This window comes from Aurantimonas sp. NFXS3 (genome assembly GCF_049132005.1).
Lineage (GTDB): Bacteria > Pseudomonadota > Alphaproteobacteria > Rhizobiales > Rhizobiaceae > Aurantimonas > Aurantimonas coralicida.
This window is the reverse complement of record NZ_JAGDDZ010000002.1, coordinates 895,081-915,849: the sequence shown is the minus strand read 5'-3', so window position 1 is coordinate 915,849 and position 20,769 is coordinate 895,081. Positions and strand designations below refer to the sequence as shown.

Below are 20,769 nucleotides of genomic sequence, written 5' to 3'. Positions count from 1 at the left end.
GTGTGTCTTGCGCTGGGGCGCGCGTCGCCGTGAGGGTCGCGGTACAGACCCCACCAGGCAGCCCGCTCTCACCGACCGTGGCCGCGCCTCCGAATGGCCCTGCGGCTCCTGCCCGAACACGAAAAAGCCCGCGACGGATGCCGCGGGCTTTTCCTAAACCGGATGGTTCGGCAGGGCCTGATCGCCCCGCCGCCGTCCGGCTGCGCTATTTCAGGAAGCTCGAGAAGATCGAGCCGCCACCGCCGCCGACGCGGTTGCCTTCGCGGTCATAGCCCTCGCGGCGATGCTGCTCCTGGGCATAGGCCTCGGGCGTGATCGGCTGGCCGGTGCGGTAGCTGAAGGTCGAGGTCTCGGCGAAGTCGCTCGGCGAGAAGCTCGAGGCGATCTTCTCCTCCTCTGCATGGTCGGCTTCCACCTTGGCGACGACCTGCGCCGGCAGGGAGAAGTCCGGGCAAGCGCCCGTGGCCGACAGGCCGGCGACCGTCTCGGCGCTCTGGTCGAAGACGTAGCGGCGGTCGCAGACGCCGACATTGGGCTGCTGGCGGGTCATCTCGAAATAGTCCGAGCCCTTCTTCAGCATCTTCCAGAAGTCGTAATGCTCGGAATTGCGGTGCCGCGCCATATTCTTCGGCGTCATGCGGAAGGGATAGGCCTGGATCTGGAAGGCGCGCTGGCCGCCCTCGAAGGAATGGCGGGCGAGCGAATAGATTTCCTGCACCTGCTCGTCGTCCATGGCATAGCAGCCGGACGAGTTGCACGAGCCGTGGATCATCAGATGCGAGCCGGTCCGGCCATTGGCCCGGTCATAGGTGTTCGGATAGCCCATGTTGAGGGCGAGATGGAAATTGGAATTCGGGTTCAGCTGCGCCGGCGTCACCGTGTAGAAGCCCTCTGGCGCCTGACGGTCGCCTTCCTTCTTCTTCGGGCCGAGCTTCCCGGACCAGGCGCAGATCTCGTAGGTCTTCAGGAGCGCGTAGGTGCCGTCGGTCTTCTGCTTCCAGACCTCGAGGTCCGACTCTTCCTTGTAGAGGCGGACGAGGATCGGCGACTTGACGCCCATCCCGTTGGACTTGATCGCCTGCACGAGAGCGGCCGGCAGCGGCGCTTCGGCGGGCAGCAGATCTTCGTACTGGCAGGCGGAAACTGCGAACATGGCTGTCGCAAGCGCGGCGGCCGTCACGAGGCGTCGAAACAACATCCCCTCATCCCCATCGCATTGACGGCACATCGGCCGTCCCCACTCGGACCGGCGCCTGCGAAGCGCCCGGACCATCGCGGCGGCCATATCCCAGTCGGATATCCCGTCGCATGCCTTTCCCCGTTCTGCCGCAACCGTCGTTAAGCAATCGTTAATGTTCAAAATTAGATCGATTGCCGACGACAGGCCGGACGACGACAGGCTGCGTTGATTTCGCCCCTCACCTTACGTCGTCCGGGAGCATCCTTGCAGAGCTTGAAGCCCAAGGGAACGGGAGGGCGTTGCCGCCAGGCAACAGGCTTTAGAGATTCCGCCCGATGGCGAGGAACTTTTCGCGGCGCTGGCGGCGGAGGCCGTCGCCGTCGAGCTCGGCCAGTTCGGCGAAGGCGGCGCGCACGCGCTCGGCGGCGGCCGCGATGCCCTCGGCGGGTGCCCGGTGGATGCCGCCCAGCGGCTCCTCGACGATGCCGTCGATGATGCCGAAGCCGGCGAGATCCTGCGCCGTGATCTTCATCGCCTGCGCCACGTCGCGGGCGCGGGTCGCGTCCCGCCACAGGATCGAGGCGCCGGCCTCCGGCGAGATCACCGAATAGATGGCGTGCTCGAGCATCAGCACCTTGTTGGCGGTGGCGATGGCGATGGCGCCGCCCGAACCGCCCTCGCCGATGACCAGCGAGACCATCGGCACGCGCAGATTGAGGCAGGCCTCGGTGGAGCGGGCGATCGCCTCGGCCTGGCCGCGCTCCTCGGCGCCGATGCCCGGATAGGCGCCGGCGGTGTCGACGAAGGTCAGCACCGGGATCTGGAAGCGCTCGGCAAGTTCCATCACCCGCACCGCCTTGCGGTAGCCCTCGGGCCGGGCCATGCCGAAATTGTGCTTCAGGCGGGTCTGGGTGTCGGAGCCCTTCTCCTGGCCGATGACCGCGACGGACTGGCCGTCGAAGCGGCCGAAGCCGCTGATGATGGCGTGGTCTTCCGCGTAGAAGCGGTCTCCGGCCAGCGGCACGAAGTCGGTGATCAGGGCAGCGATGTAGTCGAGGCAGTGCGGCCGGTCGGGATGGCGGGCGACCTGGGTCTTCTGCCACGGCGTCAGCTTGCGATACAGATCGGCCAGCGCCTCGCGGGAGCGCTTCTCCAGCCGCTGGATCTCGTCGGTGACGTCGACGGCGTCCTTGCCCTCGATCTTCTTGAGTTCCAGGATCTGGCCTTCGAGATCGGCGACGGGTTTTTCGAAATCGAGATAATTATGCATGGGTGCGCGGCGTCGAGCCGTCCTTCGAGATTTTGGCGACCGGACGCGACGGCCGACTGACCGCAGGGCGCGCGGCGCACGTGGGTCTGGCCCGCATGCGCCCCGCCCGCGGCGCAACGTCTGTGTTGCGGCGGAAACTGGCCATGCGCCGCACCCTTGTCAAGAAAACCGTGCGGCGCATCAATGCCGGCTCTCGTCCGACAGGGGATGATGGTCGGTGACCAGCCGGATCAGCCGCTCTTCCAGGACATGGGTGTAGATCTGGGTGGTCGAGATGTCGGCATGGCCGAGCAGCTCCTGCACCGCCCGCAGATCGGCGCCGTTCTGCAGGAGATGGCTGGCGAAGGCGTGGCGCAGCACATGCGGCGAGATCCGTTCGGCCGGAATGCCGACGCGGGCGGCCAGCGCCTTCAGGTCGCGGGCGAAGGCCTGGCGGGTCAGATGGCCGGTCTCCGACAGGGCCGGGAACAGCCAGCGCCCCTCCTCGCCGACGCCGGCGAGCTTCATAGCCTCGGCGAAGCGGGTCAGCGCATCGCGCGCCGCCTCGCCGATCGGCACCATGCGCTCCTTGTCGCCCTTGCCGCGCACGACGATCATGCGCTGGCGGCCGCGCAGCACGGCCCGCGGCAGGCTGACCAGTTCGGAGACGCGCATGCCGGTGGCGTAGAGCAGTTCGACCAGCGCATGCATGCGCGCGGCCCGCACCAGCCGGGCGGGCGACTGTTCGGGATCGACCGCCTCGGCGGCGGCCCGGTCGAGCAGCCGGTCGACCTCGTCCTCGCTCATCACCTTGGGCAGCGGCCGCTTGCGGCGGGCGCCCTCGATCGGACCGGTCGGATCGTCGCCGCGCCGGCCCTCCACATAGAGAAAGCGGTAATACTGGCGCAGCGCCGACAGCCGGCGCGAGCGGCTGGTCTCGGCAAAGCCGCGGGCGGCGAGCCGGCCGACATAGGCGCGGATGTCCTCGGTGGTGGCGGTCATCAGCGAGCCGCCCTGCCCGGCCATGAAGCCGCTGGCGTCCTCGAGGTCGCGGCGATAGGCGGCAACGGTGTTGTCGGCCGCGCCGCGCTCGACCGCCATCATCTCCAGGAAGGTCTCGATGTCGGCGCCCTCGCGGGCCGAAAGCCCCGTGGCGGCGGGCGCGCCGGGGGCCGGCGCCGGGCTCATGGCCGCAGGCCGCCGCCCGTGCCGGCGGGCTCGGTGGACGGCATCGGAATCTCGACGGTGGTTTCCCGGCGGGTCGGATCGACGAAGTAGACGAGCGCCGCCATGATGCCGTAGATGATGGCCGCAAGGATCAGGAGCGTCGTCAGGAGGCGGACGAGTGTCGGCATCGCGGTCTGGCGAACTCACCTTGGTGTGGGCGTCCCTTGCAATCGCCCGCTTCTAACGCGAACGGGACGCAACGCAAGCGAGACGGGCAGCCCCTGACGGGGTAAACGGCGAACTTTAAGATTTCCTCATGTTTGCATACGGCAAGGGTGGGACGGCTGCGAAAGGCGCAATGAGAAGCGAATTGCCATCGGGCGGAACCGACACCATCCAGGACCGCCTGGGCACGCGTTCCGTCACCCTCGTCGGCCTGATGGGCGCCGGCAAGACCACGGTCGGACGCCGGGTCGCGGCGCTTCTCGACCTGCCCTTCCACGACACCGACCACGAGATCGAGCTGGTCTCGCGCATGTCGATCCCTGAGCTGTTCGAGGCCTATGGCGAGCCCGAGTTCCGGGCGCTGGAGGCCCGCGTCGTCGGCCGCCTCATCGGCGAGGGCCCGCAGGTCGTGGCCACCGGCGGCGGCGCCTACATGCACGAGGAGACCCGCAGCCTTCTCCAGCAGTCGGCGATCACCGTCTGGCTGAAGGCCGATCTCGACACGCTGATGGATCGCGTCCGGCGCCGGGCCAACCGCCCGCTGCTCAAGCAGGACGATCCGCGCGCCGTGATGCGCGGCCTGATCGAGACCCGCTATCCCATCTATGCCGAAGCCGACATCACCATCCCGACGCGCAACGTGAAGCGGGACGTGATCGCCCAGGAAATCATCGAGGCGCTGGACCGCCACCTCGCCACGGAGACCGACCGATGAGCAGTGTTCCCGCCGCCCCTGCCACCACCGACGCGCCGGCCGCGCCCCGCAGCCATGTTAGGGTCGAGCTCGGCGACCGCGGCTATGACATCGTCATCGGCCCCGGCCTGATCGACGTCGCCGGCGAGGAGATCGCCCGGCGCCTGCCCGGCGTGCGCGCCGCCGTCCTCACTGACGCGACGGTCGCCGGCCTGCATTACGAGCGGCTGTCCATTGCGCTCAGGGCCGCCGGCATCGACCACGTGCAGATCGTCGTGCCGCCCGGCGAGACGACCAAGTCCTTCGCGCAGCTCACCGACGTCGTCGACCAGATCATCGGCGCCCGCCTCGAGCGCGGCGACGTGGTCATCGCGCTCGGCGGCGGCGTGATCGGCGACCTCGCCGGCTTCGCCAGCGCCATCGTGCGCCGCGGCATGGGCTTCGTGCAGATGCCGACGACGCTGCTGGCGCAGGTGGATTCCTCCGTCGGCGGCAAGACCGGCATCAATTCGCCGCGCGGCAAGAACCTGATCGGCGCCTTCCACCAACCGGCCCTCGTCCTCTCCGACACCGCCCTCCTCGACACGCTGAGCCCGCGCGAGTTCGCCGCCGGCTACGCGGAAATCGCCAAGATGGCGCTGATCGACCGGCCGGACTTCTTCGACTGGCTCGACGCCAACCGCGAGGCGATCTTCACCGGCGGGCCGGAGCGGGTCGAATCGGTGCGCCAGAGCTGCATCGCCAAGGCCGCCGTCGTCGCCGCCGACGAGCGCGAGGAAGGCAGCCGCGCGCTGCTCAATCTCGGCCACACCTTCGGCCACGCGCTGGAAGCGGCGGTCGGCTACGACGCAAAGCGCCTCGTCCATGGCGAGGGCGTCGCCATCGGCACTGTCCTGGCGCATCGCTTCTCGGCCAGGCTCGGCCTCTGCCCGCCCGCCGATGCCGAGCGCTGCGCGGCGCATTTCGCCGCCGTCGGCCTGCCCACACGCATTGCCGAGATTCCCGGTGCGCCGCTCGACGTGGCGACGCTGATGGCCGGCATCGGTCAGGACAAGAAGGTCCGGCGCGGCAGCCTCACCTTCATCCTCACCCGCGGCATCGGCCAGGCCTTCATCGCCAGCGACGTCGACCCGGCCGCCGTCGAGGCCTTCCTGACTGAAGAGTTGACCCGATGAGCGTGACCCTCTGGATTCTCCTCGGCATCGTCCTGGTCCTCGTCTCCATCTCCGCCTTCTTCTCGGGCTCGGAGACGGCGCTGACCGCGGTCTCGCGGGCCCGGCTGATGAGCTACGAGAAGAATGGCGACGCCCGCGCCACGCTCGTCCAGACGCTGATCGAGAAGAAGGACCGGCTGATCGGCGCCCTTCTCATCGGCAACAACCTCGTCAACATCCTCGCCTCGTCGCTGGCGACCACGGCCTTTCTCGGCCTGTTCGGCCAGGCCGGCGTCGTCTACGCGACGATCGGCATGACCGTCATCGTGGTGATCTTCGGCGAAGTGCTGCCGAAATCCGCGGCGATCGCCCGGCCCGACGGCTTCTCGCTGGCCGTCTCGCGGCCGGTGAGCTGGGTGGTGGCGCTGCTCGGGCCGCTGACCCGGGTGGTCAACTGGATCGTCCGCCGCATCCTGGCGCTGTTCGGGGTGAGTCTCGAATCCGGCGCCTCGCTCCTGACCGCCCACGAGGAACTGCGCGGCGCCGTCGAGGTGCTCCACCGCGAGGGTTCGCTGGTCAATGCTGACCGCAACCGGCTCGGCGGCCTGCTCGACCTGCACGAGCTGGAGGTCTCCGACGTCATGGTCCACCGCACCGCCATGCGGCAGGTCAATGTCGATGACGGGCCGATCGAGGTGGTGCGGCAGATCCTGGAAAGCCCCTATACCCGCATGCCGGTCTGGCGGACCCATTACGACAACATCGTCGGCGTGGTGCATGCCAAGGACATCCTGCGGGCGCTGCACGAGGTCGACAACGACCCGGCCAAGGTCGACATCCTCAAGATCTGCGCCCAGCCCTGGTTCGTGCCCGAGACGACGACGCTGCAGGACCAGCTCAACGCCTTCCTGCGCCGCAAGACCCATTTCGCCATCGTCGTCGACGAATATGGCGAGGTCGAAGGCCTGATCACCCTGGAGGACATTCTCGAGGAGATCGTCGGCAACATCGCCGACGAGCACGATGTCGACATGCAGGGCGTCAAGATCGAGGCGGATGGCTCGGTCATCGTCGACGGCCAGGTGCCGATCCGCGATCTCAACCGGGCGCTGGACTGGAACCTGCCGGACGAGGAGGCGGTGACGATCGCCGGGCTGGTCATCCACGAGACCCAGACGATTCCGGAAGAGCGGCAGGCCTTCACCTTCTTCCACAAGCGCTTCACTGTCCTGAAGCGCGAGAAGAACCGCATCGCCAAGCTGCGCATCCGGCCGGCCACCATCCTGGTTCCGCCCAAGAAGGGTGGCCATCATGCCCTGGCGAGCGGCGAGGTCGCGCCCGTGCTGGAGCCGGAGATCGACGATTACGATTACGGCATCGAGACGATCGAGCCGGACGCGACGGATTTCGAGACTGGCGAGGTCGTCACCGAAACGGCGGATCGGGACGAATGGTCGCCCGGACCGCGCCCGGTCGACGCCGACCTGACGAACACCGACGACATGCCCGCCTCGTCCGACGCCGCCGATACGGTCTCCGATCCCGAGGCGACGCGCCGCGACTGAGCGGCACAGCCTGCCGGTATCAGGCGGGCGCACCGGGCGTCGGGTCTCCTGTCAGGCGCCGCGCTCGCCGCTTTGCCGGCCCGCGCTCAGCGGCGACGCGCCTCGCCCGGCGCCGAAACCTCGATGGCGAGGGCATGGACGCCGGCGTCCAGCTCGTCCTGCAGCACCCGGTTGATCGCGCGGTGGCGCGCCACCCGGCTTTGGCCGGCAAAGGCCGCGCTCACGAGTCGCACCCGGAAATGCGTCTCGCCCGATCCGTCGAATGTCGCGTGATGGTCGCTGTCGGCGTGGTGGTGACCGGCATGCAGATGGCTCTCGTCGATGATCTCCAGATGCTCCGGCGCAAACGCCTCGGCCAGCTTGGTCTCGATTGTCGCCCTGGTGTTCATGGCAGTCACTCTCCTGTAGTAGCGGTCGCCGCACCGCGCCAAGCGAAGCTTGCGCGAAGCAGGCGGACCCTCTGCATTTTCGGGCTTTTTCCGGGATGTCAATTCTTGTCCGCACCGGTCCCGGGCACCATTATTGGACGCGATGAAACTCGACTCCGAATATTTCGATGCGATCCGCGTCAAGGGGAAGCGCAAGACCAAGGGCAAGGCGGAGCCACGCCGGGCCGAAGTCTGCGCGTGGGAAGGCTGTAACGAGCCGGGCTCCTACAAGGCGCCGATGGGCCGTGATCACGAAGGGCAGTACCTGCATTTCTGCGTCGATCACGTGCGCCAGTACAACAAGTCCTACAATTATTTCTCCGGTCTGAACGACAAGGACATCCAGCAGCACCTCAAGGATTCCATGACCGGCCACCGGCCGACATGGACCATGGGGCATAATGGCACGGCCGCCGGCAACGGCGCCAAGGCGGCCAGCGCCGCGCGGGCCAAGCGCTGGAACAGCCGCATGCGCGACCCCTTCGACCTGTTCCCGGAGGAGGGTGGCGGGCGCCCGCAGCCGCGGCGCCCCAAGGTCCGCTCGCTGGAGCACAAGGCGTTCGAGACGCTGGACCTCACCGACGAGGCGAGTGGCGAAGCGATCCGCACGCGCTACAAACAACTCGTCAAGCAGCTGCATCCCGATGCCAATGGCGGCGACCGCGGCACCGAGGACAAGCTGCGCGAAGTGATCCAGGCCTACAAACTTTTGAAACAGTCAGGTTTTTGCTAAGCGCGAGGGGAACGCGCCGGCCACCCCGAAAACCAGCGTGCGCAAACGCCATGCGGCGATGATCGCGGAGCCCGTCGGGGCCCCGCCCTCTCGCCCGCAAACCGACAGTGATGACTTGGTCCCCGAGGCTCGCCGGAGAGCCGCCGGACCGTTGGAGGTAGTATGAGTGCAGCGGAACATCACGTGGCCCCCCTGCCCGATACCACGGTCTCGGTGCGTGACACCTTCGGGTTCGACAGCGACCTGACGGTCCCGGCCTTTTCCGCGTCCGACCCGCACGTCCCAGAGATCGACCCGGACTATCTGTTCGACAAGCCGACGACGCTGGCGATCCTCGCCGGCTTCGCCAAGAACCGGCGCGTCATGGTCTCGGGCTATCACGGCACCGGCAAGTCGACCCATATCGAGCAGGTCGCGGCCCGCCTCAACTGGCCCTGCGTGCGCGTCAATCTCGACAGCCATGTCAGCCGCATCGATCTCGTCGGCAAGGATGCCATCGTCGTGCGCGACGGCATGCAGGTCACCGAGTTCAAGGACGGCATCCTGCCCTGGGCCTACCAGAACAACGTCGCACTGGTGTTCGACGAATACGACGCCGGTCGCCCCGACGTGATGTTCGTCATCCAGCGGGTGCTGGAATCCTCCGGCCGGCTGACCCTGCTCGACCAGAGCCGCGTCATCCGCCCGCATCCGGCCTTCCGCCTGTTCGCCACGGCCAACACCGTCGGCCTCGGCGACACGACCGGCCTCTATCACGGCACCCAGCAGATCAACCAGGCGCAGATGGACCGCTGGTCCATCGTCACGACGTTGAACTATCTGCCCCACGACCACGAGGTCGGGATCGTCGTGTCCAAGGCCAAGACCTACGCCACCAAGGAAGGCCGCGAGACCGTCTCCCAGATGGTCCGCGTCGCCGACCTCACCCGCTCGGCCTTCGTCAATGGCGACCTCTCGACGGTGATGAGCCCGCGCACGGTGATCACCTGGGCCGAGAATGCCGAGATCTTCGGCGATCTGGGCTTTGCCTTCCGGCTCACCTTCCTGAACAAGTGCGACGATCTGGAGCGCCCGCTCGTCGCCGAGTTCTACCAGCGCGCCTTTGGCGAGGAACTGCCGGAGAGCGCCGCCAACCTCGTTCTGGACTAGGCGGCCATGGCCAAGATCGGCGACAACACGCGTCCTGTGGACCGCAAGCCGGCCGATAGCGAGCCGTTCCGGCGCGCCGTCGCCGGCTGCCTGCGGGCGATCGCCGGCGATGCCGAGCTCGAGGTCACCTACGCCTCCGAGCGTCCGGGTCTCAGCGGCCAGCGCGCCCGCCTGCCGGACCTGCCCAAGCGCGTCTCCAAGACCGATCTCGGCGTCACCCGCGGCCTGTCCGACGCCATGGCGCTGCGCAAGGCGCGCCACGATTCGCGGCTGCATTCCAGCCTGTCGCCCGACGGCCGCAGCGCCCGCGCCGTCTACGACGCCGTCGAGCAGGCCCGCTGCGAGGCGATCGGCGCCAATGCCATGCGCGGCGTCGGCGACAATCTCGCGACGATGCTCGAGGACAAGTATTTCCGCTCCAACCTCGCCGACGTCACCGACCGCGCCGAGGCGCCGATCGAGGACGCGGTGGCGCTGATGGTGCGCGAGAAGCTGACCGGCCGCCCGATCCCGCCCAGCGCCGAGGCGCTGGTCGACGTGTGGCGCGACTTCATCGACGAGAAGGCCGGCGCGAAGTTCGACCGGCTCAGCGAGACTGTCGGCGACCAGCAGGCCTTTGCGCGGGCGATGCGCGACATGCTGGTCTCGCTGGAGATGGCCGAGAGCCTCGGCGACGAGGACGAGAGCGACGACACCGACAGCGAGGAAGAGCAGGGCGACAACCAGACCCGCGATTCCGACGAGGGCGGCTCCGAGAAGGAGAGCGGCACCGACGAGGCCGAGGCCCAGGAGAACGAGAGCGAAGGCGAGAACCAGGAGGCGGCCGAGGCCGAATCCTCCGAGGCGACCGCCGACGATCCCTCCGACGAGGACAGCCAGGACACCGAGACGCCGGGCGAGTCGCGGCGCCCCAACCAGTCGCAGCACGGCTTCAATCTCGACAGCGACTACAAGGTCTTCACCCAGGCCTTCGACGAGACCATCGGCGCCGAGGAATTGTGCGACGAGGCCGAGCTCGATCGGCTGCGGGCCTTTCTCGACAAGCAGCTCTCGACCCTGCAGGGCGTCGTCGGCCGGCTGGCCAACCGGCTGCAGCGCCGCCTGATGGCCCAGCAGAACCGCTCCTGGGACTTCGACCTGGAGGAAGGCTATCTCGATCCCGCCCGGCTCAGCCGGATGGTCATCGACCCGATGCAGCTGCTGTCCTTCAAGATGGAGCGCGACACCGACTTCCGCGACACGATCGTGACGCTGGTGATCGACAATTCCGGCTCCATGCGCGGCCGTCCGATCACCGTCGCGGCCACCTGCGCCGACATCCTGGCGCGCACGCTGGAGCGCTGCGGCGTCAAGGTCGAGGTGCTCGGCTTCACCACCCGCGCCTGGAAGGGCGGGCAGGCGCGCGAGGCCTGGCTGAAGGCCGGCAAGCCGCAGAAGCCCGGCCGCCTCAACGATCTGCGCCACATCATCTACAAATCCGCCGATTCGCCGTGGCGCCGCTCGCGGCGCAATCTCGGCCTGATGATGCGCGAGGGGCTGCTGAAGGAAAACATCGACGGCGAGGCGCTGATCTGGGCCCACAACCGGCTTCTCGCCCGGCCCGAGCAGCGCCGCATCCTGATGATGATCTCGGACGGCGCGCCGGTGGATGATTCGACCCTGTCGGTGAATCCCGGCAACTATCTCGAACGGCATCTGCGGGCGGTCATCGAGCAGATCGAGACCCGCTCGCCGGTCGAGCTCCTGGCGATCGGCATCGGCCACGACGTCACCCGCTACTACCGGCGCGCCGTGACCATCGTCGATGCCGAGGAACTGGCCGGCGCCATGACCGAGCAGCTCGCCGATCTCTTCGAGGACGAGAAGGCCGGCGGCCGGCGCGGACAGCGGCGCCGTGCAGGCGGCGCCGGACGCTGATGGGCGGGCGCAGCCGGCGCATCAGTGCCACGGCGCTCTGCGCCCTCCTCCTGGCCACCACCGCGCCCGTCGCCGCGGGCAGCGGCCTCGACATCGCTGCCAAGCCCGTCGCGCGGTTCGACAAGAACTCCGACCGCGTCCGCTTCGGCGCGCTCGACTTCGTCGGCGGCTTTTCCTTCTGGTCCGATGACAGCCGGCTGATGGGCCTGTCCGCCTTCCGGTTCCGCGACGGCGGCAGCCGCTTCCTCGCGGTCTCCGACACCGGCTACTGGCTGGGCGGGCGCATCGCGCGTGACGCCGACGGCCGGCCGGTGGGCATCGCCGAGGCGACGCTCGACCCGATCCTCGCCCCCGACGGCCAGGCCCATCGCCGCAAGGGCGATGCCGACGCCGAAGGGCTGGCGATCGACGGCGACAGGGTCGTCGTGTCCTTCGAGAGCGATCACCGCATCGCCGCCTTCGCTGCCGCCCCCAGCATGGCGGCAAGCCGGCCTTCGCCGCTCGCTTTGCCGATCCCGCGGCGCGAATTGCGCGGCAACAAGGGGCTGGAGATGCTGGCGGCCGCACCGGCCTCGGGGCCGCTGGCCGGTGCGCTGGTGACGGTGAGCGAGCATTCCATCGACCGCGCCGGCAATCTCTTCGCCGCAATCCTCGACGGTCCGCGATCGGGTCTCTTCACGGTGCGCAAGGATACCGACTGGGAGGTCTCGGACGGCACGTTCCTCGCCGGCGGCGACCTCCTGCTCCTGGAGCGGCGCTACAATGGCTGGGTCGGCGGGCTGGGCATCCGGATCCGGCGGGTCGCGTCAAACGGCATCCGTCCCGGCGCCCTCGTCGACGGCCCGGTGATCGCGTCCTTCGATCTCGGCCAGGAGATCGACAACATGGAAGCGATCGACGCCTGGACCGACGACACCGGCGCGACCCGGCTGACGCTCATGTCGGACGACAACGGCTCGTATTTCCAGCGCAACATGGTGCTGGAATTCCGCCTCGCCGAGGACGAGGCGCGCACCCACTGAGGGGTGTCAGATGCCGGCGGCCGCCACCGGCCGGACCGGCATGAAATGCTGCATGATGATCCGGTAGGGCACCAGCGCGAACACCGCGATGAACAGCTTCACCGTGAAATCGCCGATCGCCCAGGATACCCAGCGCGGTGCCTCCACGGCCATCAGGCCGAGCAGCGGCGCGCTTTCCAGCGCGAAGCCGTCATTGGGGCCGAGGAACAGGAAGAACGGCGCGAAGGCGACGGTGAAGAAGGTGATCGTGTCGACCACCGACCCCGACAGCGACGACGCCGCCGGCGCCCGCCACCAGCTTTCCTGGCGCAGGCGGTTGAACACCGCGATGTCGAGGAGCTGCGCGGCCAGGAACGCCCCGCCCGAGGCGATGGCGATTCGCAGCAGCCGCTCGGCGGCCGTCGCATATTCCAGGAAGCCGAGATCGTAGAGCACCGGCGGCACGACGATCGAGCAGGCGACCGCGGCGGCAAAGCCGATATAGACCACGCGCCGGGCGATGGCCGGGCCATAGCGACGGTTGGTCAGGTCGGTGACGAGAAACGCGAAGGCGTAGGTGAAGGCGCCGTAGGTCAGGATGTCGGCCAGCTGCAGCGAGCCGATCTGGGCGAAGACCGGGAACTGCACCGCGACGTTCGACGCGAGCACGATCGCCGTCATGGCGATGACGGGAAGCAGATAGATGCGCAGGAGCTGCATTTTTTTAACCTGGGTGATGGAACCAGTTTGTGCCGGACGCCCGAAGGCGACCGGCCCGGATATGTCGGATATCAGGGGCGCTGGCGCGCCCCCGTCAGCACGGCCTGATCAGGCGGCTGCCGTCTCGGCGATCTTCTTGGCGATCTGGCGCTTCAGCAGACGGGCGCGCTGCGACAGCTCGGCCGCGTCGGCCTTGGCCAGGAACGCGTCGAGACCGCCGCGGTGCTCGACCGAACGCAGCGCATGCGCCGAGATGCGCAGACGATAGCGCTGGCCCATCGCGTCGGAGATCAGCGTGACCTGGCACAGATTCGGCAGAAACTTGCGACGCGTCCTGTTGTTCGCGTGGCTGACATTGTTGCCGGACTGGACAGCCTTGCCAGTGAGTTCGCAGGCGCGTGACATCGGATCACCTTTCAGATTAACGTAACGCCCGACCGAGACGCGCCACCGCAACAGGCGCGATCATCGACATCGGGTATGACCGGAAATTCGAACGGGTCTATAGTCCGGGCCGGACGATGCGTCAAGCCGCGCGACGCGGCGACCTGCCCGTCCGATCGCCACAAATTCGCACCGTTTGTCCCGTCTGCCCGAAAGCTGCCCGTTCCCCTTCGCCGCGAGAGGCCTTCGCCCCATGATGTCCAGACCGATTCTCGCCCTTGTCGCCGTCGCGGCAACGCTCGCCGCCGGCCTCGCTCCGGTCCGGGCCGAGCAGACGGTTACGACGCGCTACGGCGTCTCGATCATCGGCCTGCCGGTCGGCAAGGCGAGCTTCGACACCACCATCGACGGCAGCCGATTCTCGGTGAAGGGCACCCTGTCCTCGGCCGGGCTCGGCAGCCTCGTCTCCAACACCCGCGGCACCAGCCGGGTCGCCGGCAAGGTCACCAGCCGCGGCTTTGCGGCCGAAAGCTACGGCCTCGACTATACCAGCGACGCCAAGCGCTGGTCGAGCGACGTCGCCTTCAGCGGCGGCCGCGTGACCTCGGCGAAGGTCGGCCCGAAGCGCGCCAAGGCCAAGCCCGATTACGTGCCGGTGCAGCGCGCCCAGCTGCGCTCGGTGGTCGATCCCCTGAGCGGGCTGATGATCAAGACCGGCGACGCCGCCTCGGTGTGCCGCCGGACCCTGCCGCTCTATGACGGCTGGTCGCGCCTCGACCTGAAGCTGTCGCCGGCCGGCACCCGGCGCTTCGACATGCCCGGCTTTTCGGGCAATGCCGCGGTCTGCAAGCTGCGGATCGACCCGGTCAGCGGCTATGACAAATCCTCCAAGGGGCTGAAGTTCCTGAAAGGCCAGACGCTGGAACTCTGGTTCGCGCCGATCGCCCGCGAGGACGTCTACGTCCCGGTCTATGCCCATATCCCCACCACCGTCGGCCCGCTGACCCTGTCGGCCCTGTCGGTCTCCGTCGATTGATACGGGCCGGGCGCGGCCCCGCCGCGCCTCGCCGTTCCGCCGACAGCCGCACCGCCGGCGAGATCCGCCCCCGTGCCATTGACCCGCCGCACACGGGGCGAGCATAGATCGCCGCGGCAGCAGGAGTGGACATGGGCACGATACTGGGTTTTGCGGCGGTCCTGATGTGGGCTGTCCTGGCGCTTCTGACGGCGCGCAGCGGCGCGGTCCCACCGTTCCAGCTGGCCGCCATGACCTTCCCCATCGCCGCCATCATCGGCGTCGTCGCCCTCAAGCTGCGCGGCGGCGGCCTCGCGGTCTTCCGCCAGCGGCCGGCCGTGTGGCTCCTCGGCGTCGGCGGGCTGTTCGGCTACCACGCCCTGTACTTCGCCGCCCTGCGCAACGCCCCGGCGGCCCAGGCCGGCCTGATCGCCTATCTCTGGCCGCTGCTGATCGTGCTCGGATCGGCCGCCCTGCCCGGCGAGCGCCTGCGCTGGTTCCACATCCTCGGCGCCCTCTGCGGCCTTGCCGGCGCAGCGCTGATCGTCACCGGAGGCGGGGCGCTGGCCTTCTCCCCCGACTATGCGCTCGGCTACGGCCTCGCCGGGCTCTGCGCCCTCACATGGTCGAGCTACTCGCTGCTGTCGCGGCGCTTCGGCGACGTGCCCAGCGACGTGGTCACCGGCTTCTGCGCGGTGACGGCGGTGCTGTCGCTCCTCGCCCATCTCGCCTTCGAGACCACGGTCTGGCCGCAGACGGGTGGCGAGTGGATCGCGGTGCTGCTGCTCGGCCTGCTGCCGGTCGGCGGCGCCTTCTATGTCTGGGACTACGGGGTCAAGCACGGCGACATCCAGGTCATCGGCGCGGCGAGCTATGCCGCGCCGCTCCTGTCGACGCTGGTGCTGATCGCGGCGGGCGAGGCGGCGCTGTCGGGCACCATCGTCATCTCGGCGATCCTCATCACGCTGGGGGCCTGCCTCGCCGCGCTGCCGCTGTTCCGGCGGCTGCTACGGCGCGGCGAAGCGGTGGCGCGCTAGTTCCCGGAGGCCTTGCGCGGCGTCGGCCGCCAGTTCTCCGGCGCCATCTCGAAGGACGCGAAGTCGAAGCCGGGCGCCACGGTGCAGCCGACGAGGGTGTATTCGCCAAGGCTCGTCGCGGTCTGCCAGCAGCCGGCAGGCACGACGAATTGCGGCCGCTCGCCGGCCTCGACATCGGGGCCCAGCCGGTGCGCCGAGGCGTCGTGGCCGTTCTGCGAGATGGTGATCACCAGCGGCGCGCCGCCATACCAGTGCCAGACCTCGGCCGCATCGGTCACACGGTGCCATTCCGAGGTCTCGCCGGCTTCCAGGAGATAGTAGATCGCCGTGGAGGCGGCCCGGCCGCCCTCCCCGGTCGCCTCGTCGCGAAAGGTCTCGCGATACCAGCCGCCCTCGGGATGCGGCTTCAGGTCGAGCGTGCGGACGAGGTGCAGCGCTTTCAGGCTCATCAGTAACCATCCCGCTTCTTGCGGATGGCCGCGAAGACCTCCGCCGGTTGTGCGTCTTCCATGCCCATGGCCGCCTTCAGCTCCGGATCGTCGGCCCGCAGGAACGGATTGGTCTTCTTCTCGCGTCCGAGCGACACCGGCAGGGTCGGCTTGCCCTCGACCCGCAGATGCTCGACCTCCTTCACCCGCTCCTGCAGCGCCAGGTTCTGCGGATCGATGTCGATGGCGCAGCGGGCGTTGGTGGCGGTGTATTCGTGGCCGCAATAGAGCATCGTGTCGTCCGGCAGGGCGCGCAGCCGCTGCAGCGAGTCCCACATCATCGCGGCATCGCCCTCGAACAGGCGACCGCAGCCGAGCGAGAACAGCGCATCGGCGGCAAACAGCGCCTTGGCGTCGGGCATGTAGTAGGAGACCTCGCCCAGCGTGTGGCCCGGCGTGTCGATCGCCTCGACGCGGATGCCGCCGACATCGAGCGTGTCGCCGCCGGACGCCGTTCGGTCGATGCCGGGAATGCGGTCGCGCTCCTTGGCCGGGCCGATGATCTCGACCTGGAAGCGCGCCTTCAAGGCCTGATTCGCCTCGACATGGTCGCCGTGATGGTGGGTCGTCAGGATGTGGGTCAGCGTCCAGCCGGCCGCCTCCAGCGCGTCGAGGATCGGCTGTTCCTCAGGCGCGTCGATGGCGATCGTGGTGCCGGTGCCCCCGTCGTGCACCAGCACGCCGAAATTGTCGCTCCGGCAGCCGAACTGGCGGATCTCGATCGAAGCCATAAGCACTCGTCCCCCTCTGATTGATGCTGTCCTGCGAGTTAGGGCAGCATGGCGCGATGTCAGCCGCCATCCGGCGGTCGCTCGCGCCCGCCGATTGCGCGACGGGAGTTTCGAGCCAGCTTGCAATCGTTCTATGTAAGGATCGCTGGCGGGACGGACGCCGAACCGGAGAGCACACACTGACGACCAATGCCGACATCGTCGACCTGCGCGACTTCTACGCCTCGCCCCTGGGCGCGGCGGCCGCGCGGGCCGTCTCGCTGGCGCTGACGCCCTTGTGGCGGCCGATCTCGCAGGAGCGGCTGGTCGGCCTCGGCTATGCGGTGCCCTATATCGACCGCTTCGCCGCCGACGCCGAGCGGGCGCTGGCCTTCATGCCGGGGGCCCAGGGGGCGCAGGTCTGGCCGGCCGGTGCTGCGTCGCTGACCGCGCTGATCGGCATCGAGGATCTGCCGCTGGGCGACGCCTCGGTCGACCGGGTCCTCATCGTCCATGCGCTGGAATTCGCCGAGAGCCCGGAGGCGATGCTGGCCGAGGCCTGGCGGGTGCTGGCGCCGGGTGGGCGCATCGTCATCGTCGCCCCCCACCGCCGCGGCATCTGGGCGCGCTTCGAGCATACGCCCTTCGGCTCGGGCCGGCCGTGGTCGCGCGGCCAGCTGACCCGCCTTCTGCGCGCCACCATGTTCACGCCCACCGCCTGGTCGCAGGCGCTGCTCTTCCCGCCCTTCCAGCGGCGGTCCATGCTGAGCTTCGCCACGCCGCTGGAGCGGGTCGGCCGCGACCTGTGGCCGGTCTTTGCCGGCGCGGTGATCATCGAGGCGACCAAGCAGCTCTATCGCGGCGTGCCGGTGACCTCGATGGCGAGAGAACGCCGCCGGGCGATCAAGCCGGTGCTGGTGCCGGCCGGCGCCGGCGCGGGCGCCCGGCTGTTCCGCTAGCCGCCACGCCGCGCGCTCTCAGGCCGGCGCCGTCACGCGCCGTGGCGCATCCGGCGCGTTGGCCGCCTGCCACGCCCCCGGTGCCATCCCGGTCACCCGCAGGAACTCGCGGTTGAAGTTCGACTTGGTGTTGAAGCCGCTGTCCAGCATGGCCGCGGTCACGCTCTCGCCGGCCGTCAGGCGCGCGCAGGCATGGCGGATGCGGAAGCCGTTGACGTAGCGCGAGACGTTCTCGCCGGTGGTCCGGTTGATCGCCGTCGACAGCCGCTTGGCCGGCACCAGCAGCCGCCGCGACAGCCGCTCGAGGGTGAGATCGGCGTCGAGATAGAGCGCCCCCTCGGCGACCAGCGCGTCGAGCCGCGCCATGATCTCGGCATCCTGCCGGACATCCTCCGATGTCGGCTCGGCCGCCGTCTTCTCCTCCGCCGCTGCCGCCGCATCGCCACCTGCCAGGCTCTGCGACAGGCACAGGGCGCCGACGAGGCCGAGCGAAAGCGAGGAGAACAGGCTGATGATCAGCGGCTGCGTCCATCCGGCGCCCGACAGCTGCAGCACCCCGATCAGCCCGTCGCTGACGGCGGACAGGATCAGCGCCAGCGCGATGACGCTCCACACGCGGCCCGGCCGGTCGGCGGTCTCCAGCCGGGTTAGCGGCAGGCTGTCGGCGCCGGCCCGCACCGCAACGAGGATCGCGACGCCATAGGCCGAGAAGAGCCCCGGCACGACCAGATCGAGGAGGACGGGCGCGAAGGCGACGCAGAAAGCGGTGAAGACCGGTCCCGCCAGATGCGGCAGCGCGCGCCCCGGATCGAAGCGCCGCACCGCCGTCGCCTGGAAGGTGGCGAAGGCCAGCGGCGGGATGATCGTCGCGGTCACCGGCTGGACGAGGCGCAGACCCGTCAGCCCGTAATATTGCGCCAGCGAGATCACCACTCCCTGCAGCGCGCAGGCGGCCAAAAGCAGCAGGAATAGCCACGGCCGGTCCTTCTTCAGGGCGGCGTGCAGCAGCAGGAAGCCCAGGATCAGGGAGACGATCAGCGGGATCGGCAGAACGAGCATGGCGAAACGACCTCCGTTCACCGCGACCTAGACCAAAAACCGGTTCGGCTCGACCTGAAACCGGTTTTCGGACGCCGATCGGGGGGCGCGCCGTCCATGCAGAACGGGTCAGTCCAACCCGAAAGGATCACCCCATGTCCCGATCGCTCATCGCCGCCGCCCTCCTTGCCGGCCTCACCGGTTCCGCCATCGCCGAACCGCTGGCCGGCTACGACCGGCTGACCGTCGCGGCGCCGCATCGCCCGGCGCCGCTCGCCGCCTCGCTCTGGTACCCGCTCGGCACCCCGACCTATCGCGGCATCGTCGGCGAGAACGCGGTATTCGAGGGCACCGAAGCCTATGTCGGCGCCGCCATTGCCAAGGGCCGCTTCCCCCTCGTCCTCCTGTCGCACGGGTCAGGCGGCAACATGGACAATCTGTCCTGGCTGTCGGCGCAGCTCGCCGCCCGCGGCGCCATGGTGCTGGCGGTCAACCATCCCGGCAGCACCACCGGCGATTCCTCGCCGCGCCGGTCGATCCGGCTCAGCGAACGCGCCGCCGATTTGACGGCCGCGCTCGACGCCATTCTTGCCGATCCCGCCTTCGCACCGCATGTCGACGCTGGCCGGATCGCTTCGCTGGGCTTTTCCCTCGGCGGCGCGACGGCGCTGAACCTGGCCGGCGCGCGGCTCGATCGCCGGGCCTATCGCGACTATTGCGCCCGGCTCGGCGACCGCGCGGCCGATTGCGTGTTCTTCGCCCAGGGCGGGGTGGATCTCGCCGCCCTGCCCGACGACTGGGAGCGCGACATGCGCGACGCGCGGATCGCCGCTGCGGTCGCCGTCGATCCGGGCATGAGCTACGCGATCACGCCGGACAGCATCGCCGCGATGACCCTGCCGGTGCTGCTGGTCAATCTCGGCGACGAGACCCGCTGGCCCGCCATCGACGTCAGCGCCGCGGGCAGCGACCTCGTCGCCCGCCTGCCCGACGCCAGCTATGCGGCGGTCGCACCGGGCAACCACTTCACCTTCCTCGCCGAATGCAAGCCGGAGGCGCCGGCCCTGCTCATCGCCGAGGGCGAGGACCCGATCTGCGACGAACCCGCCGGCACCGACCGGGCCGGCGCCCATGCCGAGATCGCCGCCTTCATCGCGGCCTTCCTCGGTCTCGACGCCGACGCACCGCCGGCCATCACGAACTGAGACAGTCTTCCCGAGGACACCGGAACCGGACGGCGCCCCGGTTCCGGACGTCGCGGCGATGCCTCTCAGCCGGCCGGCCGGATCATGTCGCGCAGCGGCTCCGCCGGCCCCATGCGATGGGCAAGCCAGGCGAGGAGTGCGGCGACGGCGACGGCGGGAGCGAGGCTGACCGCCTCGAAGGCGCCATGCGCCAGGGCGCCCAGCGTGGCGCCCGCCAGAAGGCCGGTCCAGAGCAGGAGATACGGCACCCAGCCGAAGCGTTTGCCGCCAAGGCAGGCATTGGCGATGTGCTGGCCCAGCTTCACGAGCGTACCGGTCATGTAGCTGACGCCGATGCTGACCTCGCCATTGCGCTGGAAGACGCAGTTCACCGTGCCCATCGCCGCCGCCAGCGTCAGCGAGGCGTAAGGCCGCCCGACCGTCGCGTCGAGGCCGGCCGCCACCGCCAGGAGCACCGCCACCTGGATCAGCACGGCGGCCTTGCGGGCCGTCCCCGCCACATGCGCCGTCAGCGACCCGGCGACCACGCCGCCGACAAAGGCCGCGACGATCGCCAGGGCCAGCCCGGCGATGCCGGAGAGCTCGGCGAGCCCCACCGCCAGCCGGGTCGAATTGCCGCTCATGAAGGAGACGAACAGGCCGCCGAGCTTCAGAAAGCCGATCGCGTCGACATAGCCGGCGAGCGCCGCAAGGCAGGCGGCCAGGAACCAGCGGCGCGAATCGTAACGGGTCATGCGCCTGCCTGTCCCCG

General features: G+C 69.1%; 21 protein-coding genes and 1 pseudogene. 11 read left to right on the top strand and 11 right to left on the bottom strand.

Going from position 1 to position 20,769, the window contains the following annotated elements:
• Positions 1 to 205: 205 nt before the first annotated feature.
• The 4 genes from J3367_RS09495 to J3367_RS09480 all read right to left on the bottom strand — a co-directional run bounded on the left by J3367_RS09495 (position 206) and on the right by J3367_RS09480 (position 3,784).
• Positions 206 to 1,153 (bottom strand): L,D-transpeptidase family protein, encoded by a 948-nt coding sequence (locus tag J3367_RS09495; protein ID WP_306302715.1) that lies wholly within the window; start codon positions 1,151 to 1,153, stop codon positions 206 to 208.
• A gap of 346 nt (positions 1,154 to 1,499) precedes the next feature.
• Complete coding sequence (locus tag J3367_RS09490; protein ID WP_024349886.1) at positions 1,500 to 2,450, bottom strand: acetyl-CoA carboxylase carboxyltransferase subunit alpha; 951 nt, start codon at positions 2,448 to 2,450, stop codon at positions 1,500 to 1,502.
• Between the two features lie 180 nt (positions 2,451 to 2,630).
• Positions 2,631 to 3,617 carry a site-specific tyrosine recombinase XerD gene (locus J3367_RS09485; protein ID WP_024349885.1) on the bottom strand — a complete coding sequence of 329 codons (987 nt, stop codon included), beginning with the start codon at positions 3,615 to 3,617 and terminating at the stop codon, positions 2,631 to 2,633.
• Entirely contained in the window at positions 3,614 to 3,784 is a 171-nt protein-coding gene (locus tag J3367_RS09480) for a hypothetical protein (RefSeq protein ID WP_169513621.1), read from the bottom strand. Before J3367_RS09480 ends, J3367_RS09485 begins: the two co-directional genes overlap by 4 nt.
• A gap of 170 nt (positions 3,785 to 3,954) precedes the next feature.
• Between J3367_RS09480 and J3367_RS09475 the strand changes: the two genes are divergently transcribed.
• From J3367_RS09475 to J3367_RS09465, 3 genes and pseudogenes are all read left to right on the top strand, one after another.
• Positions 3,955 to 4,536, top strand: a complete 582-nt coding sequence (locus tag J3367_RS09475) for a shikimate kinase (RefSeq protein ID WP_024349884.1) — start codon at positions 3,955 to 3,957, stop codon at positions 4,534 to 4,536.
• Positions 4,533 to 5,690 carry a 3-dehydroquinate synthase gene (gene aroB, locus J3367_RS09470; RefSeq protein WP_421460755.1) on the top strand — a complete coding sequence of 386 codons (1,158 nt, stop codon included), beginning with the start codon at positions 4,533 to 4,535 and terminating at the stop codon, positions 5,688 to 5,690. Before J3367_RS09475 ends, aroB begins: the two co-directional genes overlap by 4 nt.
• A pseudogene (locus tag J3367_RS09465) lies at positions 5,687 to 6,943 on the top strand (HlyC/CorC family transporter); the annotation flags it as partial. The gene aroB and the pseudogene J3367_RS09465, both read left to right, overlap by 4 nt.
• 377 nt (positions 6,944 to 7,320) lie before the next feature.
• On the opposite strand, the gene J3367_RS09460 reads toward J3367_RS09465, so the two are convergent.
• Positions 7,321 to 7,623 (bottom strand): BolA family protein, encoded by a 303-nt coding sequence (locus tag J3367_RS09460; protein ID WP_024349881.1) that lies wholly within the window; start codon positions 7,621 to 7,623, stop codon positions 7,321 to 7,323.
• A 142-nt stretch (positions 7,624 to 7,765) separates the two neighbouring features.
• On the opposite strand from J3367_RS09460, the gene J3367_RS09455 reads away from it, so the two are divergent.
• The 4 genes from J3367_RS09455 (at position 7,766) to J3367_RS09440 (ending at position 12,483) form a co-directional block, all read left to right on the top strand.
• Positions 7,766 to 8,395, top strand: coding sequence for a J domain-containing protein (locus tag J3367_RS09455; RefSeq protein ID WP_009210722.1), 630 nt, complete (start codon positions 7,766 to 7,768; stop codon positions 8,393 to 8,395).
• 162 nt (positions 8,396 to 8,557) lie between these two features.
• Positions 8,558 to 9,544, top strand: a complete 987-nt coding sequence (gene cobS / locus J3367_RS09450) for a cobaltochelatase subunit CobS (protein ID WP_024349880.1) — start codon at positions 8,558 to 8,560, stop codon at positions 9,542 to 9,544.
• A 6-nt stretch (positions 9,545 to 9,550) separates the two neighbouring features.
• Positions 9,551 to 11,461: a cobaltochelatase subunit CobT gene (gene cobT, locus J3367_RS09445; RefSeq protein WP_421460752.1), complete on the top strand. Its 1,911-nt coding sequence runs from the start codon at positions 9,551 to 9,553 to the stop codon at positions 11,459 to 11,461.
• Entirely contained in the window at positions 11,461 to 12,483 is a 1,023-nt protein-coding gene (locus J3367_RS09440; RefSeq protein WP_024349878.1) for an esterase-like activity of phytase family protein, read from the top strand. Before cobT ends, J3367_RS09440 begins: the two co-directional genes overlap by 1 nt.
• A gap of 6 nt (positions 12,484 to 12,489) precedes the next feature.
• Here J3367_RS09440 and J3367_RS09435 read toward each other — a convergent pair whose 3' ends face one another.
• Together J3367_RS09435 and rpmB are read right to left on the bottom strand one after the other, a co-directional pair.
• A complete protein-coding gene (locus J3367_RS09435) occupies positions 12,490 to 13,182 on the bottom strand; it encodes a queuosine precursor transporter (protein ID WP_024349877.1) in 693 nt (230 codons plus the stop codon).
• 108 nt (positions 13,183 to 13,290) lie between these two features.
• Positions 13,291 to 13,587 carry a 50S ribosomal protein L28 gene (gene rpmB, locus J3367_RS09430; RefSeq protein ID WP_009210727.1) on the bottom strand — a complete coding sequence of 99 codons (297 nt, stop codon included), beginning with the start codon at positions 13,585 to 13,587 and terminating at the stop codon, positions 13,291 to 13,293.
• A 232-nt stretch (positions 13,588 to 13,819) separates the two neighbouring features.
• Between rpmB and J3367_RS09425 the strand changes: the two genes are divergently transcribed.
• Positions 13,820 to 14,602 (top strand): DUF3108 domain-containing protein, encoded by a 783-nt coding sequence (locus tag J3367_RS09425; protein ID WP_024349876.1) that lies wholly within the window; start codon positions 13,820 to 13,822, stop codon positions 14,600 to 14,602.
• 131 nt (positions 14,603 to 14,733) lie between these two features.
• The gene (locus J3367_RS09420) at positions 14,734 to 15,618 is read left to right on the top strand and encodes a DMT family transporter (RefSeq protein WP_024349875.1); all 885 of its coding nucleotides are present in this window, start codon (positions 14,734 to 14,736) and stop codon (positions 15,616 to 15,618) included.
• Here the strand turns inward: J3367_RS09420 and J3367_RS09415 are convergent.
• Complete coding sequence (locus J3367_RS09415) at positions 15,615 to 16,067, bottom strand: cupin domain-containing protein (protein WP_024349874.1); 453 nt, start codon at positions 16,065 to 16,067, stop codon at positions 15,615 to 15,617. The two genes, J3367_RS09420 and J3367_RS09415, sit on opposite strands and share 4 nt — an antisense overlap.
• The gene (gene gloB, locus J3367_RS09410) at positions 16,067 to 16,837 is read right to left on the bottom strand and encodes a hydroxyacylglutathione hydrolase (RefSeq protein ID WP_421460747.1); all 771 of its coding nucleotides are present in this window, start codon (positions 16,835 to 16,837) and stop codon (positions 16,067 to 16,069) included. Before gloB ends, J3367_RS09415 begins: the two co-directional genes overlap by 1 nt.
• Before the next feature lie 56 nt (positions 16,838 to 16,893).
• On the opposite strand from gloB, the gene J3367_RS09405 reads away from it, so the two are divergent.
• On the top strand, positions 16,894 to 17,775 hold the full coding sequence (locus tag J3367_RS09405) for a class I SAM-dependent methyltransferase (RefSeq protein ID WP_024349872.1): 882 nt from the start codon (positions 16,894 to 16,896) through the stop codon (positions 17,773 to 17,775).
• An 18-nt stretch (positions 17,776 to 17,793) separates the two neighbouring features.
• On the opposite strand, the gene J3367_RS09400 is transcribed toward J3367_RS09405, so the two are convergent.
• The gene (locus J3367_RS09400; RefSeq protein ID WP_024349871.1) at positions 17,794 to 18,834 is read right to left on the bottom strand and encodes a helix-turn-helix domain-containing protein; all 1,041 of its coding nucleotides are present in this window, start codon (positions 18,832 to 18,834) and stop codon (positions 17,794 to 17,796) included.
• 134 nt (positions 18,835 to 18,968) lie between these two features.
• Here J3367_RS09400 and J3367_RS09395 point away from each other — a divergent pair, with 134 nt between their 5' ends.
• Positions 18,969 to 20,018: an alpha/beta hydrolase family protein gene (locus J3367_RS09395; protein WP_024349870.1), complete on the top strand. Its 1,050-nt coding sequence runs from the start codon at positions 18,969 to 18,971 to the stop codon at positions 20,016 to 20,018.
• A 65-nt stretch (positions 20,019 to 20,083) separates the two neighbouring features.
• On the opposite strand, the gene J3367_RS09390 is transcribed toward J3367_RS09395, so the two are convergent.
• A complete protein-coding gene (locus J3367_RS09390) occupies positions 20,084 to 20,752 on the bottom strand; it encodes a YoaK family protein (protein ID WP_024349869.1) in 669 nt (222 codons plus the stop codon).
• Positions 20,753 to 20,769 lie beyond the last annotated feature (17 nt).

What these genes read in the sequence shown, in the direction of transcription:
- J3367_RS09495 (WP_306302715.1), bottom strand. Translation starts at nt 1,153, where the DNA reads ATGTTCGCAGTTTCCGCCTGCCAGTACGAAGATCTGCTGCCCGCCGAA.
- J3367_RS09490 (WP_024349886.1), bottom strand. Translation starts at nt 2,450, where the DNA reads ATGCATAATTATCTCGATTTCGAAAAACCCGTCGCCGATCTCGAAGGC.
- J3367_RS09485 (WP_024349885.1), bottom strand. Translation starts at nt 3,617, where the DNA reads ATGAGCCCGGCGCCGGCCCCCGGCGCGCCCGCCGCCACGGGGCTTTCG.
- J3367_RS09480 (WP_169513621.1), bottom strand. Translation starts at nt 3,784, where the DNA reads ATGCCGACACTCGTCCGCCTCCTGACGACGCTCCTGATCCTTGCGGCC.
- J3367_RS09475 (WP_024349884.1), top strand. Translation starts at nt 3,955, where the DNA reads ATGAGAAGCGAATTGCCATCGGGCGGAACCGACACCATCCAGGACCGC.
- aroB (WP_421460755.1), top strand. Translation starts at nt 4,533, where the DNA reads ATGAGCAGTGTTCCCGCCGCCCCTGCCACCACCGACGCGCCGGCCGCG.
- J3367_RS09460 (WP_024349881.1), bottom strand. Translation starts at nt 7,623, where the DNA reads ATGAACACCAGGGCGACAATCGAGACCAAGCTGGCCGAGGCGTTTGCG.
- J3367_RS09455 (WP_009210722.1), top strand. Translation starts at nt 7,766, where the DNA reads ATGAAACTCGACTCCGAATATTTCGATGCGATCCGCGTCAAGGGGAAG.
- cobS (WP_024349880.1), top strand. Translation starts at nt 8,558, where the DNA reads ATGAGTGCAGCGGAACATCACGTGGCCCCCCTGCCCGATACCACGGTC.
- cobT (WP_421460752.1), top strand. Translation starts at nt 9,551, where the DNA reads ATGGCCAAGATCGGCGACAACACGCGTCCTGTGGACCGCAAGCCGGCC.
- J3367_RS09440 (WP_024349878.1), top strand. Translation starts at nt 11,461, where the DNA reads ATGGGCGGGCGCAGCCGGCGCATCAGTGCCACGGCGCTCTGCGCCCTC.
- J3367_RS09435 (WP_024349877.1), bottom strand. Translation starts at nt 13,182, where the DNA reads ATGCAGCTCCTGCGCATCTATCTGCTTCCCGTCATCGCCATGACGGCG.
- rpmB (WP_009210727.1), bottom strand. Translation starts at nt 13,587, where the DNA reads ATGTCACGCGCCTGCGAACTCACTGGCAAGGCTGTCCAGTCCGGCAAC.
- J3367_RS09425 (WP_024349876.1), top strand. Translation starts at nt 13,820, where the DNA reads ATGATGTCCAGACCGATTCTCGCCCTTGTCGCCGTCGCGGCAACGCTC.
- J3367_RS09420 (WP_024349875.1), top strand. Translation starts at nt 14,734, where the DNA reads ATGGGCACGATACTGGGTTTTGCGGCGGTCCTGATGTGGGCTGTCCTG.
- J3367_RS09415 (WP_024349874.1), bottom strand. Translation starts at nt 16,067, where the DNA reads ATGAGCCTGAAAGCGCTGCACCTCGTCCGCACGCTCGACCTGAAGCCG.
- gloB (WP_421460747.1), bottom strand. Translation starts at nt 16,837, where the DNA reads ATGGCTTCGATCGAGATCCGCCAGTTCGGCTGCCGGAGCGACAATTTC.
- J3367_RS09405 (WP_024349872.1), top strand. Translation starts at nt 16,894, where the DNA reads ATGTCAGCCGCCATCCGGCGGTCGCTCGCGCCCGCCGATTGCGCGACG.
- J3367_RS09400 (WP_024349871.1), bottom strand. Translation starts at nt 18,834, where the DNA reads ATGCTCGTTCTGCCGATCCCGCTGATCGTCTCCCTGATCCTGGGCTTC.
- J3367_RS09395 (WP_024349870.1), top strand. Translation starts at nt 18,969, where the DNA reads ATGTCCCGATCGCTCATCGCCGCCGCCCTCCTTGCCGGCCTCACCGGT.
- J3367_RS09390 (WP_024349869.1), bottom strand. Translation starts at nt 20,752, where the DNA reads ATGACCCGTTACGATTCGCGCCGCTGGTTCCTGGCCGCCTGCCTTGCG.